Genomic DNA, 17,622 nt, shown 5'->3' on the forward strand with positions numbered 1-17,622 from the left:
GAGAAACTAACCCGGTGACTCAAACAAAGGTGCCCGTAATATTCGATCTGGACGGCACCCTTGTCGATCCTGCCGGCGGTATCACCGGAGGCATTTCGCTCGCCCTCCAGGAAATGGGCCTTCCTGTTCCGGAACAGGCCGTACTGAATTCCATGGTGGGTCCCAAGCTCAGTGATTCCCTTCTGCATTTGGCTGGCGTTCCCGGCGAATTGGTGGATGAGACCATTCACCGTTATCGGCGTCACTACAAGGAAACCGGTATTGGTCAAAGCCGGCTTTATCCGGGAGTCTTCGACCTCCTGGAGTTCTTTGCCGAAAGCGGCCGCCCCGTAGCGGTAGCCACGCAAAAGCCACAGTCCATTGCGCGGCTCGTCCTCGACCACCACCGGATCGCGGACTTCTTTGTTTCAATCCGTGGTGCTGCTGATGACGAGTCCGCGAAGGCAAACACGGCACCGGGGAAGGTCGCGATCGTCGGGGCAGCCCTTGCCGATCTGCATTCCCAACCAGCGGTCATGGTGGGGGACAGGCATCAGGACGTCGCCGGGGCGATGGCCAACGGATTGGACTGCATCGGCGTCAGCTGGGGTTTCGCACCTGACGGCGAACTTGAAGAAGCGGGCGCCGTGGCTGTTGTCAGCACGGCCCTTGAACTGCGTACGCGAATTGAAGAACTTGATGCTGTCCGTGCGGCGGCCCTTAGCGAGGTACAAAACGATGGCAGTCTTTGATGCGATCCGGTGGACAACCCGCGGACTGATCTCGTCCACATGCCGGCCAACAGTCATCGGACTTGAAAATGTCCCCAAAAGCGGACCTTTCATCGTGGCACCAAACCACCTTTCCTTTCTGGACAGCGTGATCGTCCAGGCCTTGATGCCGCGGCCCGTTGCGTTCTTTGCCAAGGCCGAGTACTTCACCACCAAAGGTGTCAAGGGCGCCGTGATGAAGTCGTTCTTTGAAGCCGTGGGTTCAATTCCCGTGGAGCGCGGGGAGCAGGCGGCCAGTGTGCAGGCACTCAAGACCCTCCTGGACATCCTCGAAGCCGGGAAGGGCATCGGCATCTACCCCGAGGGCACCCGCTCCCGGGACGGGATCCTTTACCGCGGCCGAACAGGAGTAGGCTGGCTGGCCTTGACCACGGGCGCCCCGGTGATACCCGTTGGCCTCATCGGCACGGAAAAGCTGCAACCTGCGGACAAGAACGCCGTCCGACCGCAGCACTTCACCATGAAGGTCGGCGAACCGCTCTATTTCGAGAAGACGGGCCCTGACCATTCCCTCCCGGCCCGCCGGGAGGTCACTGACAAGATCATGGACGCGATTGCACTGCTCAGCGGGCAGGAACGTTCTGGCAGCTACAACCAGAGCAAGTCGGTAGACTAGGCTTCCGGCGCGCTGCACTGGCGTTTAGCAGCCAGTCCGGTTCACTAGACTGGACGTGTGGCAGATCCATCAACTTACCGACCCCGGACCGGTGAAATCCCCACTACCCCGGGTGTCTACCGCTTCCGTGACCCCCATGGCCGGGTCATCTACGTGGGCAAAGCGAAGAACCTCCGTTCAAGGCTGAATTCTTACTTTGCCAACCCTGCGGGGCTGCTCCCCAAGACCCATGCGATGGTCCATGCAGCCAGCAGTGTTGAATGGACCGTGGTGGGCAGCGAGCTGGAATCCCTGCAACTTGAGTACACCTGGATCAAGGAATTCAAGCCTCGGTTCAATGTTGTTTTCCGCGACGACAAGACCTATCCCTACCTGGCCGTGACCATGGGGGAGAAATTCCCCCGGGTACAGGTCATGCGTGGCGAACGCAGGAAGGGCACCCGCTATTTCGGTCCCTATACGGCGGGGGCCATCAGGGAAACCATGGATACGCTCCTCAGGGTTTTCCCGGTCCGAAGCTGCAGCCCTGGAGTCTTCAAGCGGGCCGAAGCCAGCGGGCGGCCCTGCCTGCTGGGGTATATCGACAAATGCTCCGCGCCCTGCGTGGGCCGTGTGACTCCTGACGAGCATCGGGGGCTGGCCGAGGATTTTTGTTCCTTCATGGGCGGCGAGGCCAAGCGCTTCATCAGCCGTTTGGAAAAAGACATGGCAGCAGCCGTGGCGGAACTCGATTACGAGCGTGCTGCCGGGCTCCGTGATGACATCATTGCTTTGCGCAAGGTCTTCGAGCGCAACGCCGTGGTCCTTGCAGAGGATACTGATGCCGACGTCTTCGCACTGCACGATGACGAACTGGAAGCATCGGTCCAGGTGTTCCACGTCCGTGGAGGCCGGGTCCGCGGCCAGCGCGGCTGGGTGGTGGAGAAGGTGGAAGATGCCACCACCCCGGAACTGATTGAACATCTTCTCCAGCAGGTTTACGGCGAAGACAGCGAGGTTCAAGGCAGGATCCCCCGGGAAGTCCTGGTTCCGGAGAACCCCAGCAACCATGCCGAACTGACTGAATGGCTTGGCGGACTCCGTGGCGCCAAAGTGGACATCCGGGTTCCGCAGCGCGGGGACAAGGCCGCATTGATGTCCACGGTCCGTGAGAATGCCGAACAAGCCCTCAAACTCCACAAGACGCGGCGCGCGGGAGACATCACCGTCCGGTCCCTCGCGCTCCAGGAACTCCAGGAAGCCCTGGACATTCCGGTTCCCTTGCTGCGCATCGAGTGTTTCGATATTTCCCATGTCCAGGGCACCAACGTAGTGGCTTCCATGGTGGTGGTCGAAGACGGGCTTCCCAAGAAGGCCGACTACCGCAAGTTCTCCATCACGGGCGCGGCCGCTGCCGATGACACCGCGGCGATGCACGACGTCCTCACGCGGCGGTTCAAGCACTACCTGACGGACAAGGCCGCCCAGGTACCGGTCGTTTCGGGCGAGATCGTCAACCCCACCCGGTCCGTGTCCAGCGGCATGACCGACCCAACGACGTCGGATGCCACGATCCCGGCGCCCAAGGCCAAGTTTGCCTACCCGCCCAACCTCGTGGTGGTCGACGGCGGTCAGCCGCAGGTGAACGCAGCCGCGCGAGCCCTCGCCGAACTTGGCATCGACGACGTCTACGTCGTGGGACTCGCCAAGAGACTGGAAGAGGTCTGGCTTCCCGACAGCGACTTCCCGGTCATCCTGCCGCGGACTTCCCAAGGGCTGTACCTCCTTCAGCGTATCCGCGATGAAGCGCACAGGTTCGCCATCACCTTCCACCGGCAAAAACGCGGCAAGGCAATGACTGTGTCGGTACTGGACGGAGTGCCTGGCCTCGGTGAGGCCAAGCGGAAGGCCCTCGTGTCGCACTTTGGGTCGCTTAAGAAAATCAAGGCAGCCTCGGTCGAGGAACTGACGTCCGCCAAGGGCATCGGTCCAGCCCTGGCCGCCGCAGTGGTCCAGCACTTGGGTTCCACTGCCGCGGATGGGGAGACCGCTCCCGCAGTGAACATGACAACCGGCGAAATCATCGAATCTTAGCTAGGGTAAGAACTTGGCCGCTGCGGCAATTTCCGGCGCTGCGGTCAAGGGGTGCTCCGCCGTGTCCGGCGGGTGGCACAGGCAGCTATGACACTTCCGAGGAAACGGGGACAACTGATGGATGAGGCAATGGCTGGGTCCGGCACGGAGCAGGACGGCCTGACGCCAGTCAAGCCACCGGAGGCGGAGCTCCTGGTCGTCACCGGCATGTCGGGAGCGGGGCGCAGCACTGCGTCCGATGCCCTTGAGGACCACGGCTGGTATGTGGTGGACAACCTGCCTCCCCAGATGCTGGGCACCTTGGCTGAGATTGTCTCGCATGCTCCCAAGTCCATTCCCAAACTGGCAGTCGTGGTGGATGTCCGAAGCAAGGATCTCTTCACGGACATCCAAACGGCCCTGGGTGCGTTGAGCGCCAGCGGGATTACTTTCCGCGTGCTGTTCCTCGATGCCAATGATGATGTCCTCGTCCGCCGCTTCGAGCAGGGCCGGCGTCCGCACCCGCTGCAAGGCGGAGGCCGGATCCTCGACGGGATCGGCATCGAGCGGGAGGTCCTGCGCGAACTGCGCGAACACGCCGATGTAGTGCTGGACACCTCGGAGTTCAACGTCCACGGCCTGGCTACCGCCATCACCGAGCTCTTCAGCGACACGGGACCTGTGACTCTGCGGCTCAATGTCATGAGCTTCGGCTTCAAATACGGACTGCCTGTCGACGCAAACTTCGTGGCCGACGCCCGCTTTATCCCCAATCCCCACTGGGTGCCGCAACTCCGTCCCCACACCGGCCTGGACGAGGACGTAAGTGACTACGTGCTCGGCGCAGAGGGCGTGCAGGAATTCGTGGATCGTTACGTCCGGGCCCTGGAGCCTGTTCTGGACGGCTACCGCCAGGAGAACAAGCACTATGCAACCCTTGCCGTTGGCTGCACAGGAGGAAAGCATCGTTCGGTGGCTGTCGCCGTCGAGCTTTCCAAGCGCCTGGCCCAGTTTCCCCGCGTGACCGTAACCACCACCCACCGCGACCTGGGACGTGAGTAGTGGGTGTCCTGACGGGCCCGCTGCCCCTCATACCGCCCAAGGGAGTCCCCGGCAGCCAGCAGAAGAAGAGCCCGTCCGTGGTGGCTCTCGGCGGTGGGCACGGCCTGGCAGCGTCACTTTCGGCCCTCCGGCTGCTTACCTCGGAGCTGACTGCCATTGTCACGGTGGCAGACGACGGCGGATCGTCCGGGCGTCTGCGTGAGGAGTACGGCGTCCTCCCGCCGGGGGATCTGCGGATGGCGCTGAGCGCCCTCTGTGACGACACCGACTGGGGCCGCACCTGGCGTGATGTCATGCAGCATCGTTTCGACGCCGGAGGCAAGGCCAAGGGCGGCTCGTTGGACAACCACGCCATGGGCAACCTCCTCATCGTCACGCTGTGGGAGCTTCTGGGGGATACGGTTGCCGGCCTCAAATGGGCCGGTGCCCTTCTGGGCGCCCGCGGCCAGGTGCTTCCTATGTCCAGCATTCCGTTGACCATCGAGGGCAAGGCACGCACGGAACTTCCCGACGGGAGCCACCAACTGCAGACTGTGCGCGGGCAAGCGAAGTGCGCTGTCGCGGGCAAACTGGAAGAGGTCAAGCTGTTTCCCGAGGATGCCCCGGCATGCACGGAAGCCCTTACGGCAATAGAGCTCGCAGACTGGGTGATCCTTGGACCTGGCTCCTGGTACACCTCCGTGCTGCCCCACTTGCTGCTTCCCGAGCTGCGCCAAGCGCTCGGTGACACCGCCGCCAAGCGTTGCTTGACCATGAATCTGGACGTGGAGACCAAAGAGACCTCCGGCATGACCGCCGCAGACCACCTGGACGTCCTTCGGCGCTACGCCCCGGAGTTCAGTGTGGACGTCGTGCTTGCCGACCCGGCTGCCATCCAGGACCTCAAGGCCTTTGAAAAGGCCGCCGGGATGATCGGAGCCGAAGTGGTGTTGGGTAGAGTAGGGGCGTCGAGGCGCCGCCCAGTCCATGACCCATTGCTGCTGGCAGCGGCTTACCACGATATTTTCGGGAACAGTTAGGAATACGCGATGGCACTTACTGCGTCGGTCAAGGACGAACTGTCCCGGCTGGACATCAAGAAATCTTCGGTCCGCAAGGCAGAGGTCTCTGCAATGTTGCGCTTCGCTGGTGGCTTGCACATCATCTCCGGCCGGATCGTCATCGAGGCAGAAGTCGACCTCGCCTCGACCGCCCGGCGCCTGCGCGCCGCGATCGCCGAGGTCTACGGACATCAGAGCGAGATCATCGTGGTATCCGGGGGAGGCCTGCGCCGCGGGAGCCGCTATGTGGTCCGCGTCGTACGCGACGGAGAGGCTTTGGCACGTCAGACAGGCCTCCTGGATGGCCGTGGACGGCCGGTGCGCGGGCTGCCGTCGGTAGTGGTCAACGGTTCTGCCGCGGACGCTGAAGCCGTGTGGCGCGGAGCATTCCTTGCCCATGGTTCCCTCACCGAGCCAGGGCGGTCCTCGTCCCTGGAGGTGACATGCCCGGGTCCTGAATCCGCGCTTGCGCTGGTGGGCGCTGCCCGCCGTCTGGGCATCCAGGCCAAGGCACGCGAGGTCCGCGGCGTGGACAGGGTGGTCATCCGCGACGGAGACACCATCGCTGCCCTGCTGACCAGGATGGGTGCCCATGACGCGCTCATGGTCTGGGAGGAACGCCGGATGCGGAAGGAAGTCAGGGCTACCGCCAACAGGCTGGCGAACTTTGATGACGCCAACCTGCGCCGCTCGGCCCAGGCTGCAGTGGCGGCCGGTGCCAGGGTGGACCGGGCCCTTGAGATTCTGGGCGACGACGTCCCGGACCACCTCAAGTACGCGGGGGAGCTGCGCGTGGCCCACAAGCAGGCCAGCCTGGATGAACTGGGCCGGCTTGCAGACCCGCCCATGACCAAGGACGCCATTGCCGGGCGCATCCGCCGTCTTCTCGCCATGGCCGATAAGCGTGCTTTGGACCTCGGAATTCCCGGGACTGAGGCAAATGTGACTCCCGAAATGATGGACGAGTAGTAAGCACCCATAGAATCGGGAAAGTGTGGAGGAAATACTGCGAGGCAACTGCTGGTTGACCCCGGTGGAGGCAAGAGCAGTTATCTTCCCCAAGGATTTCCGGCTGGTCCGCCGGTCGGATGAACATAACGAGAGTTACCAAACCGGACGTTAGTCCATTACATTGGAGGATTTCGTGACAGAGTACGTTCTGCCCGAGCTCGGCTACGACTACGCAGCACTTGAGCCGCACATTTCGGCAAAGATCATGGAGCTGCACCACAGCAAGCACCACGCTGCCTACGTTGCAGGCGCCAACAACGCCCTTGCCCAGCTGGCCGAGGCCCGCGACAAGGGTGACTTCGCCAACATCAACCGTCTCTCCAAGGACCTCGCGTTCCACACCGGCGGCCACATCAACCACTCCGTGTTCTGGAACAACATCTCCCCGGACGGCGGCGACAAGCCCGAGGGCGAGCTGGCCGCAGCCATCGATGACGCCTTCGGCTCCTTCGACGCTTTCCGCGCCCAGTTCACAGCAGCCGCTCTGGGCCTGCAGGGCTCCGGCTGGGCCTTCCTGGCCTACGAGCCCATCGGTGGGAACCTCCTCATCGAGCAGCTCTACGACCAGCAGGGCAACGTAGCTGTTGGCACCACCCCGCTGCTGATGCTCGACATGTGGGAGCACGCGTTCTACCTGGACTACGTCAACGTCAAGGCTGACTACGTCAAGGCCTTCTGGAACATCGTCAACTGGGCCGATGTCGCCAAGCGCTTCGAAGCAGCACGCACCAACGCCACGGGCCTCATCGTCCTGTAGCTGGTGAGCTCCGGTTCACGCCGATGTAACAAAAGTCACTTTTGGCGTGAATTGAAGCGAAATGCTGAAAAGCCTGCCTCCGCAGTTGCGGGGGCAGGCTCAATTAAACGTAAGATGGATCACGGAAGGCGGTTAGCCTTCAGCAACGTGGCTGGTCGCCCTCCGATCTGATAATCACCTCTGCCCAACGACGTGCGGGGTCTGTTAGTTGGAAATATTTGATCCGACTCACTAGGCGTGCTTGCAAGAGCACCAAGGAGATTGACACATAGTGACCACCCGTATTGGTATCAACGGCTTCGGCCGCATCGGCCGTAACTACTTCCGCGCAGCACTGGCCCAGGGCGCAGACCTTGAGATCGTCGCAGTCAACGACCTCACCAGCCCTGAAACCCTCGCCCACCTCCTGAAGTATGACTCCGTCGGTGGACGCCTCGCCCAGACCGTGGAAGTTGTCGATGGAAACCTGGTAGTCGACGGCAAGTCCATCAAGGTGCTTGCCGAGCGCGACCCCGCGAACCTCCCTTGGGGCGATCTCGGCGTCGACATCGTGATCGAATCCACCGGCTTCTTCACCAAGGCCGCAGCAGCGCAGAAGCACATTGATGCCGGGGCCAAGAAGGTCCTCATCTCCGCACCTGCCAGCGACGAAGACATCACCATTGTCATGGGCGTCAACGACGAGCTTTACGACCCCGCGGCGCACAACATCATCTCCAACGCCTCCTGCACCACCAACTGCCTCGGCCCGCTGGCCAAGGTCGTAAACGACGCGTTCGGCATCGAGCGTGGCCTCATGACTACGGTCCACGCCTACACGGCTGACCAGAACCTGCAGGACGGCCCGCACGGCGATCTTCGCCGCGCACGCGCCGCAGCCATCAACATGGTTCCCACCTCAACAGGTGCAGCCAAGGCAATTGGCCTGGTCCTGCCGGAGCTCAAGGGCAAGCTCGACGGCTACGCCATCCGCGTACCGGTCCCCACCGGCTCGGCCACGGACCTCACGGTCACCGTTTCCCGCGAAGTCACGGTTGAGGAAGTCAACGCAGCCGTCAAGGCAGCAGCCGAGTCCGAGCAGTGGGCCGGCATCCTGTCCTACACGGATGCGCCGATCGTTTCGTCGGACATCGTCGGGGACCCGGCGTCGTCCATCTTCGACTCCGGCCTGACCAAGGTCATCGGCAACCAGGTCAAGGTTGTTTCCTGGTATGACAACGAGTGGGGATACTCCAACCGCCTCGTAGACCTCACGGAGCTCGTTGCATCCAAGCTGGGCTAGGGTAGACACATGACATCTCACACCCTCAACGAACTCATCGCTGAAGGTGTCCGCGGGCGGTACATTCTGGTCAGAAGTGACCTGAATGTGCCGCTCGACGGCTCTACAGTGACCGACGACGGCCGCATCAAGGCCTCCCTCCCGGTCCTCAAGAAGCTCTCGGACGCCGGTGCCCGTGTGCTCGTGACAGCCCACCTCGGACGCCCCAAGGGCGCGCCTGAAGCCAAGTTCTCATTGAAGCCCGCAGTGGAGCGCCTTGCCGAACTCGCTGACTTCAAGGTCCAGCTTGCTGCGGATACAGTCGGTGACTCCGCCAAGGAGCATGCCGCTGCGCTGCAGGACGGCGACGTGCTTGTCCTGGAGAACGTCCGCTTTGACGCCCGCGAAACCAGCAAAGACGACGCCGAACGCGGCGCCTTCGCTGATGAGCTGGTTGCCCTGACGGGCAGCAATGGAGCGTACGTGGACGACGCATTCGGTGCAGTCCACCGCAAGCACGCCAGTGTCTACGACGTCGCCACACGGCTTCCGTCGTATCTCGGTGATCTTGTCCATACCGAGGTGGAAGTTCTGCGGAAACTGACCACTGACACCCAGCGCCCGTATGTCGTGGTTCTTGGCGGGTCCAAGGTCTCCGACAAACTGGCCGTCATCGACAACCTGCTGGGCAAGGCCGACACCATCCTTGTGGGTGGCGGCATGCTGTTCACCTTCCTTGCAGCAGCAGGGCATAAGGTTGCCGGCAGCCTCCTTGAAGAAGACCAGATTCCGGTTGTCCAGGATTACCTCAAGCGTGCTGCCGATGCAGGCACCTCCTTCGTCATTCCAACTGACGTTGTTGTGGCCAGCCGTTTCGCAGCGGATGCTGAGCATGAGGTCGTCAAAGCAGATGCCATCGAGGAGAGCACCTTTGGCGCTTCCGGCATCGGCCTGGATATCGGACCTGAATCAGCGTCGGCTTTCGCTGCCCAGATTGAGGGCGCCAAGACCGTCTTCTGGAACGGCCCCATGGGCGTTTTCGAATTCGAAGCGTTCGCCAATGGCACCCGGGCCATCGCCCAGGCGCTGACGGACACCGTGGCCTTCACTGTGGTGGGTGGCGGCGATTCTGCTGCCGCAGTCCGTACCCTCGGGTTCGAGGATTCGCAGTTCGGCCACATCTCCACAGGTGGCGGCGCCAGCCTTGAATACCTTGAAGGCAAGGAACTTCCCGGCCTGAGCGTCCTGGACCGCTAAGCAACAAACCGGCCGGCAGGACGCCACTGCGTCCTGCCGGCCGTTCCACATCCCAACGCATTCTTTTGGAGTACATGTGACTACCTCCGCCAACGGCAACTTCGTCCGTAAGCCCTTCATCGCCGGTAACTGGAAGATGAACATGGACCACGTGCAAGGCATCACCTTGCTGCAGAAGCTCGCGTGGACCCTCTCCGACGCCAAGCACGACTACAACCGCGTTGAGGTCGCCGTGTTCCCCCCCTTCACTGATCTGCGCGGAGTCCAAACCCTCGTCCAGGGCGACGAGCTCGACATCGTCTATGGCGGCCAGGATCTTTCGCAGTTCGACTCGGGAGCCTACACGGGCGACATTTCCGGCCAGTTCCTTAACAAGCTGGGATGTTCCTATGTTTTGGTGGGTCACAGCGAGCGACGGACCATCCACAACGAATCGGACGAGGTCCTCAACGCCAAGGTCAAGGCAGCCTTCCGCCATGAGGTCACTCCCGTCCTCTGCGTGGGCGAAGGCCTCGAAATCCGCCAGGCAGGCACCCACGTTGAGCACACTCTCGCGCAGCTGCGTGCGGGGGTTGATGGACTGACTGACGAACAAGCCGCGGATCTCGTCGTGGCTTATGAGCCTGTCTGGGCCATCGGTACCGGTGAGGTAGCGGGCCCGGAGGACGCGCAGGAAATGTGCGCAGCCATCCGCGCAGAACTCGCAGTGCTTTTTAATGACGCTGTCGCGGCCAAGACCCGCTTGCTCTACGGAGGCTCCGTCAAGGCCAACAACGCCGCCGCCATTATGGCTGGAAGCGACGTTGATGGACTGCTTGTGGGTGGCGCCAGCCTGGACCCCGCAGAATTTGCTAACATTGTCAGGTTCGAGAGCCACCTCGTCACGGACTAGTCCGGCTCCCGTTTTCCGCTTCTTCGAAAGGCCGTCGTGGACGTTCTTCAAGTCATTTTGCAGATTCTGCTGGCTATCACCAGCCTTCTGCTGACGCTGCTTATCCTCCTGCACAAGGGACGTGGCGGCGGTTTGTCCGACATGTTCGGTGGCGGAATGAGTTCGGGGTTGAGCTCCTCCGGTGTTGCCGAGCGCAACCTGAACCGCTTCACCATCATTCTTGGCGTCACTTGGGGCGTTGTCATCATCGGGTTGGGGCTCATTATGCGCTTCACCTCGGGCGGCGACTCCTAGCAGCCACCGGGTGGGGAGGTTCCTTGACGGGAGCCTCCCCATTTTTGTGTCCGGATCGGCACGCAACTACCAGTGCCGCCGTCGGGCCCCTCGCATTAGACTGGCCCTGTTGGCTGTAAAGCTTCCAGGGCCGTGACGGCCGACCACCGAGTCGCTAGGGGTTCGAAATGGTTCATGGCACGCCAGGTTATCGGGGCACCCGCGTGGGTGTGGCCCAGGGGTCTGAACCCAGAAATCACAGCGACCACGGACAAGGCGAGCAACTGCCGCGTATTCGGGTTCCCTACTGGTGTGCCAAGGGACACGAAACGCGGCTTGTTTTTCTTAAGCTTCCAGACGAGCAGATCCCGAAGACCTGGGACTGCCCCAAGTGCGGAATGCCCGCGTCACGTGATCCTGAGAGTCCAGCCAATCCACGACCGGAAGACGAACTCTTCAAATCCCATCTGGACTACGTTAAAGAAAGACGCTCCAGCCAGGACGCTGAAATTGTCCTGGCCGGAGCGTTGGAAAGACTACGCGCCCGCGGGATCCTTTCGGACCAACTGCTGGGGGACACGTGAGGCTGCGTTCTCGTCAATGAGCCAGAGAGTCCTGGTGCGTCCTGCCGGCCCCGCTGCGGGAACCTGGACCGGATTGGCACCGGCCAAAGCCAAGCCCACGGCGCCGGCCTTGTCCTCACCCGCCACCACCATCCAGATTTCCTGAGCGGTATTGATCGCTGGCAACGTCAAAGAAATACGCGACGGCGGGGGCTTGGGCGAGTTTTCGACGCCAACCACGGCGCGGCTCTTCTCGCGGATGCCCGCCTGCTCGGGGAAGAGCGAGGCAATGTGCGCATCCGGTCCTACACCGAGCAGCAGGACATCGAAACGCGGCAGGTTTCCAGGCTGTTCAGCCCTGTCGTCCGACATGTCCGCGGCGTGCTCCGCCTCCGCAGCTGCCTTGAGCTCGGCTTCGTAGGCCGTTGCAGCTTCATCCGCCGTAGCGAATTGATCTGTTGAGCCGGGCTCATGCACCCTGGCCGGGTCCACCTGGAGGTGGGACAAGAGCGCCTGATGGGCCTGGCGGGTGTTCCTGTCGTCGCTGTCAGCGGCAACGAACCGTTCATCCCCCCACCAGAAGTTGACCCTCGACCAGTCCACGGCCGGAGCCGCGGCGGAGTCGGCAACGGCCTTCAGGGTACCGATGCCCACCGTGCCACCGGTGAGCACCACTGTGGCCTCGCCGTGCTTGTCCTGGACATCCACTAGTTTGGTGATGAGTCGCGCCGCGATGGCGGCCATCAACACCTTTGAATCCGGGTGGATGCTTACTCTTGGCTCAGCGTGCACTGGTTTGGACTCTCCTCTGGCTGGTAAGTGGCAGTCCCATCGTAATCACTTCTCCGAAGACTTCGTCCGGATCCAGCCGCCGGAGTTCCTCAGCGAGGCAATCCTTGAGGCTTCGCCGGGGAAGCGTGATACGCTGCGCCGGCTGTCCCGGCTGCGTCAGCTCCGCGACGGACAGGCCCGGACGGAAAAGCTGCACGTCACCACTGGCGCGGGTGAGACGAACGCGGCGAATGCCGGTGCCCGCGGGGTCCGCCACAATCGTGACAGGCGCCTGCAGGGCCAAGCTCAGCCATGCCGCCAAGAGCAAGGTGCTGGGGGAGTCCGAGGCACCCTCCACAGCGACGGCGGAGACAGGGTCACCATCCACTTGATCGAAGACTGCAGCGAGCTGCATGCGCCAATTGGTCAGGCGCGTCCACGCGAGGTCGGTATCGCCGGCCTTGTACGTAGCACGGATGTTCTCCAATGCCAGGCGGGGATCGGGCTCGTTGGCGGAGTCGGTGATGCGGCGGTGCGCAATCCGGCCTATCGAGGTTTCACAGGCGCTCTCCGGGGCTCCGTGCGGCCACCAGGCCACGATCGGAGCGTCCGGCAGGAGGAGAGCCGAAACCAGGGATTCGCTCTCGTGGGCCATGTGCCCGTGGCCGCGCAGGACGATGACTTCCGACGCGCCGGCGTCTCCACCGACGCGGATCTGGGCGTCCAGACGATCGGGGCCTTCAGACCCGGCGTCGGCGAGCACAATGATGCGGCAGGGGTGTTCCCGGCTGGCTTCATTGGCCGCTTCGATGGCTTCTTCTTCCTGCCCGGACTTGGTCACGACAACCAGCGTCAGGACCCGGCCCAAGGCAATCACGCCGCCCTGTTCGCGCAGCGACATGATCTTCTTGGAGATCTTGGAAGTAGTGGTATCGGGAAGATCTACGATCATGGCCTTCTCCAGGTTCGTCCGTCACGGGCCAGCAGGGCATCGGCCGATGCCGGTCCCCAGCTGCCGGGTGCGTAGGGTTGCGGTTGCTCATCAAGCCCGGCCCAGTAGTCCTCGAACGGATCCAGGATCTTCCAGGATAGTTCCACTTCCTGATGGCGCGGGAAGAGCGGCGGCTCGCCGAGCAGCACGTCCAGGATCAGACGCTCGTACGCTTCGGGGCTGGACTCTGTGAACGAGTGCCCGTAGCCGAAGTCCATGGTGACATCGCGGACTTCCATCTGCGTGCCCGGCACCTTGGAGCCGAAGCGGATCGTGGCGCCCTCGTCGGGTTGGACACGGATAACTACGGCGTTCTGGCCGAAGTCGTCCTCGCCGTGGTCACGGAAGAGCAGGTTGGGTGCCCTCTTGAAGACCACTGCGATTTCGGTGACTCGGCGGCCCAGGCGCTTTCCGGCGCGCAGGTAGAACGGAACCCCGTTCCACCGGCGGGTATTGATATCCACGCGGATCGCGGCGTACGTCTCGGTTTTCGAATCTGCCGGGATGCCGTCCTCGTCCAGGTAACCGAGGACTTTCTCGCCGCCTTGCCAACCGCCGGTGAACTGGCCGCGGGCGGAGTGCGTTGAGAGGTCCTCTGGCAATTTAACGGCTGCGAGGACTTTTTCCTTCTCTGCACGCAGGTCATCTGCGTTGAATGAGATCGGCTCTTCCATGGCAGTCAACGCCAGAAGCTGCAACAGGTGGTTCTGAATGACGTCGCGGGCTGCACCGACACCGTCGTAATAGCCTGCGCGACCACCGGTGCCGATGTCTTCGGCCATGGTGATCTGGACGTGGTCCACGTAGTTGGCGTTCCAGAGGGGTTCGAACAGCTGGTTCGCGAAGCGAAGAGCCAGGATGTTCTGGACCGTCTCCTTGCCCAGGTAGTGGTCAATCCTGAACACGGCATCAGGCGGGAACACGGACTCCACGATGTCGTTGAGCTGGCGGGCTGATTCGAGGTCGTGGCCGAACGGCTTCTCGATCACCACACGGCGCCACTGGCCGGGCTGGGCCTGCGCCAAGCCGTGCTTGGAAAGCTGACGACATACCTGTTCGAACGCCTTCGGCGGGATGGACAGGTAGAAGCCGTGGTTGCCACGGGTGCCGCGGGTTTCGTCCAATTCGTCCAGGACATCGCCCAGACGCTCGAAAGCGTCGTCGTCGTCGAACTCGCCCTGAACGAAACGGATACCGGAAGCGAGCTGCTCCCAGACACCTTCGTCGAACTTGGTACGGGCGTGAGCCTTGACGTTTTCCTTGACCTCAGCCGCGAAATCGGCGTTGTCCCAGTCCCGGCGCCCGAATCCCACCAGTGCAAAGCTCGGCGGCAACAGGCCCCGGTTGGCGAGGTCGTAGACCGCCGGCATGAGTTTCTTGCGGGCGAGGTCGCCGGTCACTCCGAAGAAGACCAACGACGACGGCCCGGCGATGCGGTTCAGGCGGCGGTCCCGCGGATCCCGCAAAGGGTTCCGCAGGCCGCCGTTCTTCCTGCCGTTTTCAGTTTCTGGCATGTTTTTCTATGTGCCTTAGCTTTCGAGTGAGCTGGCCTGGCCGGCCAACGCAGCGACGACTTCCTGAAGCTGAGCTACGCCGGCAGCGCGCTCGGTGAGGTGCAGGCGAAGCACAGGGCGGCCATGGCCTTCCAGGACCTGGGCGTCACCGGACGCCTGGGCAGCGATGAGCTGGCCGAAGGTGAACGGACGCTCTGGGATCTCGAGGTCAGTGGACGAGGCCGCGGTGATCTGCAGGAATACACCGATGGCCGGTCCGCCCTTGTGGAACTGGCCGGTCGAGTGCAGGAACCGCGGGCCCCAGCCGAAGGTCACCGGACGGCCCGATACAGCTGCGAGTTCATCCCGGATACCCTCAAGCGGAGCATGGGTGATGCGGTCAAGGTAGGCCTGGACGCTAAGGTAGCCATCCGAGCCAAGCTGGCCGAGAAGGGCCTGCACGGCATCAGCTACCGAATCCGCAGAGCCGAGCCATTCGCCTCCGCGTACTTCCACTGCACCGTCGGTAAACGCCGCAGGCGTGGGTTCCGGGCGGGCATCCAGCAAGCCGCGTGCAGCCACCTTGGCAGCCTCGACGTCGGGCTGGTCGAACGGGTTGATGCCAAGCAGGCGGCCCGCCACGGACGTGGCAAACTCCCACACAAACATCTGGGAGGCGAGCCCGCCGGCGATCGCCACCTCGTTTTCGCGAAGTTCGATGTCGGCATCGGCACTTACCAGACGGACCACCAAGACGTCCTCGGCGCCGCCAAGGGCTTCGGGGGAGTCCGGACCGGCAACCACGGGCAGGACACCGGTGCCCAGCTTGCCCGTTGACTCTGCGATGAGCTGTTCAGCCCAGTCAGCAAAGCCAACAATGCCGGAGCCGTCCTCGGCGATGACGATCTTGTTGCGCAAGGGAGAGGTACCACCCAGGGCAATGCCGAGGGCAAGACCGATGTTGTCGGTCGAATCCTCGTTCAGGATCTCGGCTGCTTCTTCTGCTTCATCCAGGAACGCCTGGATATCCACGCCAGCCAGGCCACAAGGGACAAGGCCGAAAGCGGTCAGGGCCGAGAAGCGGCCGCCTACGTTGGGATCCGCGTTGAAAACGGCACGGTAGCCGGCCTCACGGGATGCTTTGTCCAACGGCGAACCGGGGTCGGTGACGATAATGATGCGGCTCTTGGCGTCGATGCCGGCGTCGTTGAACGCCTTCTCGAAGACCCTGCGCTGCGAGTCGGTCTCCACGGTGGAACCGGATTTGGAAGAGACAACGATGGCAGTTTCGGCCAAACGGTCCGCCAGCGCAGCACTGACCTGTTCAGGGTCGGTGCTGTCCAGCACAGTCAGCTCGACGCCAGCGGTGCCGGCAATGACCTCGGGAGCCAAAGAGGACCCACCCATGCCACACAGGACAATGCGCGAGACGCCTTCGGCCCGAAGGGCATCACGAAGCTCCAGGATGTCGCCAACCAGGGACTGGGAAACCGTGGCCGCTTCCACCCAACCGAGACGGATGGCCGCCTCGGACTCCGCGTCGGGACCCCACAGTGTGTGGTCCTTGGCAAAGATGCGGGTGGCGATCCTGTCTTCGACCAGGCCGTCAATGTGCTTGGCGATGGCTTGCTGCGCAGCACCGCTGGCGTCGTAACTGAGTGTGCTCATGGTCGCTTAGGAGGCCTTCCGTGCGGTGACGAGTGCGCCTTCGACGTCGGCGAGGAGTTCCTTCCAGGAGCCCACGAACTTCTCGAGGCCTTCGGTCTCAAGAAGGGTCACGACGTCGTTGTAGGAGACGCCCAGCGCTTCGAGGGCGTTGAGGGTCTCGTTCGCTTCGTCGTACGTCCCGGTGATGGTGTCGCCGGTGACCACGCCGTGGTCGAACGTGGCATCGAGGGTCTTTTCGGGCATGGTGTTCACCACGCCCGCAGCAACGAGCTCCGTGACGTAGAGGGTGTCCGGGTAAGCGGGGTCCTTCACGCCGGTGGAAGCCCACAGAGGACGCTGGGGGAGTGCGCCGGCCTCAGCCAGAACTGCCCAGCGCTCGGTGGAGAAGAGCTCTTCGTAGACCTGGTAAGCCAGACGTGCATTGGCAACGCCGGCCTTGCCCTTGAGTGCTTTGGCTTCTTCGGTTCCGATGGCATCCAGGCGCTTGTCGATCTCGCTGTCCACGCGGGAGACGAAGAACGAGGCAACGGAGTGGATCTTGGAGAGGTCGTGGCCGTTATCCTTGGCCTGCTCCAGGCCGGACTGGAAAGCGTTGATGACGGCGCGGTAGCGCTCCAAGGAGAAGATCAGAGTGACATTGACGCTGATGCCCTCGGCCAGGGTGGCCGTGATGGCCTCGAGGCCTTCCAAGGTAGCCGGGATCTTGATGTGGACGTTGTCCTTGTTGACCTTCGCGTAGAGGTGCTTGGCCTCGGCGATGGTGCCCTCGGTGTCCCAGGCAAGGCGGGGGTCCACCTCGATGGAAACGCGGCCGTCGACACCGTTGGTGGCCGCGGCAATCGGGGCGAAGAGATCGCAGGCATCGGCGACATCGGTCGTGGTGATTTCGAAGATGGTCTCTTCGACGCTGGCCCCGGCTTCCGCCTTGGCCGCGATGGTTGCGTCATAGTCCGTGCCGGAGGTGATTGCGGCGTGGAAGATGGACGGGTTGGTGGTGACACCAACAACGTTCTTTTCGTCGATGAGCTTCTGCAGGGTGCCCGTTTCCAGGCGGGTGCGGGAGAGGTCGTCGAGCCAGATCGAAACGCCGGCGTCGGAAAGCTGCTGCGTGGGAGTTGTAGACATGTGGTTTCTCCTGTTGTGAG

General features: G+C 62.7%; 17 protein-coding genes. 12 read left to right on the forward strand and 5 right to left on the reverse strand.

Going from position 1 to position 17,622, the window contains the following annotated elements:
- The first annotated feature begins 14 nt into the window (after window positions 1-14).
- The 12 genes from AB4Y81_RS00240 (at window position 15) to AB4Y81_RS00295 (ending at window position 11,575) form a co-directional block, all read left to right on the forward strand.
- A complete protein-coding gene (locus tag AB4Y81_RS00240) occupies window positions 15-731 on the forward strand; it encodes an HAD hydrolase-like protein (RefSeq protein ID WP_018777549.1) in 717 nt (238 codons plus the stop codon).
- Window positions 718-1,386: a lysophospholipid acyltransferase family protein gene (locus AB4Y81_RS00245; protein WP_018777550.1), complete on the forward strand. Its 669-nt coding sequence runs from the start codon at window positions 718-720 to the stop codon at window positions 1,384-1,386. Before AB4Y81_RS00240 ends, AB4Y81_RS00245 begins: the two co-directional genes overlap by 14 nt.
- Before the next feature lie 57 nt (window positions 1,387-1,443).
- Window positions 1,444-3,459 (forward strand): excinuclease ABC subunit UvrC, encoded by a 2,016-nt coding sequence (gene uvrC, locus AB4Y81_RS00250; protein ID WP_441994804.1) that lies wholly within the window; start codon window positions 1,444-1,446, stop codon window positions 3,457-3,459.
- Window positions 3,460-3,576: 117 nt separating this feature from the next.
- Window positions 3,577-4,500 (forward strand): RNase adapter RapZ, encoded by a 924-nt coding sequence (gene rapZ, locus AB4Y81_RS00255; protein WP_018777552.1) that lies wholly within the window; start codon window positions 3,577-3,579, stop codon window positions 4,498-4,500.
- Window positions 4,500-5,519: a gluconeogenesis factor YvcK family protein gene (locus AB4Y81_RS00260; RefSeq protein ID WP_018777553.1), complete on the forward strand. Its 1,020-nt coding sequence runs from the start codon at window positions 4,500-4,502 to the stop codon at window positions 5,517-5,519. The genes rapZ and AB4Y81_RS00260 overlap by 1 nt, the downstream gene beginning before the upstream one ends.
- A 9-nt stretch (window positions 5,520-5,528) precedes the next feature.
- Window positions 5,529-6,509, forward strand: coding sequence for a DNA-binding protein WhiA (whiA, locus tag AB4Y81_RS00265; protein WP_018777554.1), 981 nt, complete (start codon window positions 5,529-5,531; stop codon window positions 6,507-6,509).
- A 175-nt stretch (window positions 6,510-6,684) separates the two neighbouring features.
- The gene (locus AB4Y81_RS00270) at window positions 6,685-7,308 is read left to right on the forward strand and encodes a superoxide dismutase (protein WP_018777555.1); all 624 of its coding nucleotides are present in this window, start codon (window positions 6,685-6,687) and stop codon (window positions 7,306-7,308) included.
- Window positions 7,309-7,579: 271 nt separating this feature from the next.
- On the forward strand, window positions 7,580-8,590 hold the full coding sequence (gap, locus tag AB4Y81_RS00275) for a type I glyceraldehyde-3-phosphate dehydrogenase (protein WP_018777556.1): 1,011 nt from the start codon (window positions 7,580-7,582) through the stop codon (window positions 8,588-8,590).
- Between the two features lie 9 nt (window positions 8,591-8,599).
- Window positions 8,600-9,826: a phosphoglycerate kinase gene (locus tag AB4Y81_RS00280; RefSeq protein WP_018777557.1), complete on the forward strand. Its 1,227-nt coding sequence runs from the start codon at window positions 8,600-8,602 to the stop codon at window positions 9,824-9,826.
- Window positions 9,827-9,902: 76 nt separating this feature from the next.
- Window positions 9,903-10,718: a triose-phosphate isomerase gene (gene tpiA / locus AB4Y81_RS00285; protein ID WP_018777558.1), complete on the forward strand. Its 816-nt coding sequence runs from the start codon at window positions 9,903-9,905 to the stop codon at window positions 10,716-10,718.
- 36 nt (window positions 10,719-10,754) lie between these two features.
- Entirely contained in the window at window positions 10,755-11,012 is a 258-nt protein-coding gene (gene secG / locus AB4Y81_RS00290) for a preprotein translocase subunit SecG (RefSeq protein ID WP_018777559.1), read from the forward strand.
- Window positions 11,013-11,179: 167 nt separating this feature from the next.
- Entirely contained in the window at window positions 11,180-11,575 is a 396-nt protein-coding gene (locus AB4Y81_RS00295) for an RNA polymerase-binding protein RbpA (RefSeq protein WP_079581468.1), read from the forward strand.
- Here the strand turns inward: AB4Y81_RS00295 and pgl are convergent.
- From pgl to tal, 5 genes are read right to left on the reverse strand one after another with little or no spacing between them, the layout of a single operon-like run.
- On the reverse strand, window positions 11,528-12,346 hold the full coding sequence (pgl, locus tag AB4Y81_RS00300; protein ID WP_441994810.1) for a 6-phosphogluconolactonase: 819 nt from the start codon (window positions 12,344-12,346) through the stop codon (window positions 11,528-11,530). The two genes, AB4Y81_RS00295 and pgl, sit on opposite strands and share 48 nt — an antisense overlap.
- Window positions 12,336-13,277 carry a glucose-6-phosphate dehydrogenase assembly protein OpcA gene (locus AB4Y81_RS00305; RefSeq protein ID WP_018777561.1) on the reverse strand — a complete coding sequence of 314 codons (942 nt, stop codon included), beginning with the start codon at window positions 13,275-13,277 and terminating at the stop codon, window positions 12,336-12,338. Before AB4Y81_RS00305 ends, pgl begins: the two co-directional genes overlap by 11 nt.
- Window positions 13,274-14,830, reverse strand: coding sequence for a glucose-6-phosphate dehydrogenase (gene zwf, locus AB4Y81_RS00310; protein WP_039241219.1), 1,557 nt, complete (start codon window positions 14,828-14,830; stop codon window positions 13,274-13,276). The genes AB4Y81_RS00305 and zwf overlap by 4 nt, the downstream gene beginning before the upstream one ends.
- 15 nt (window positions 14,831-14,845) lie before the next feature.
- Window positions 14,846-16,477, reverse strand: coding sequence for a glucose-6-phosphate isomerase (locus AB4Y81_RS00315; RefSeq protein ID WP_434326734.1), 1,632 nt, complete (start codon window positions 16,475-16,477; stop codon window positions 14,846-14,848).
- Window positions 16,478-16,483: 6 nt separating this feature from the next.
- On the reverse strand, window positions 16,484-17,602 hold the full coding sequence (gene tal, locus AB4Y81_RS00320) for a transaldolase (RefSeq protein ID WP_079581465.1): 1,119 nt from the start codon (window positions 17,600-17,602) through the stop codon (window positions 16,484-16,486).
- Window positions 17,603-17,622: the final 20 nt, after the last annotated feature.

Origin of the sequence: Paenarthrobacter sp. TAF1 (assembly GCF_052113825.1) — a bacterium.
GTDB classification, from domain to species: Bacteria; Actinomycetota; Actinomycetes; order Actinomycetales; family Micrococcaceae; genus Arthrobacter; species Arthrobacter nicotinovorans.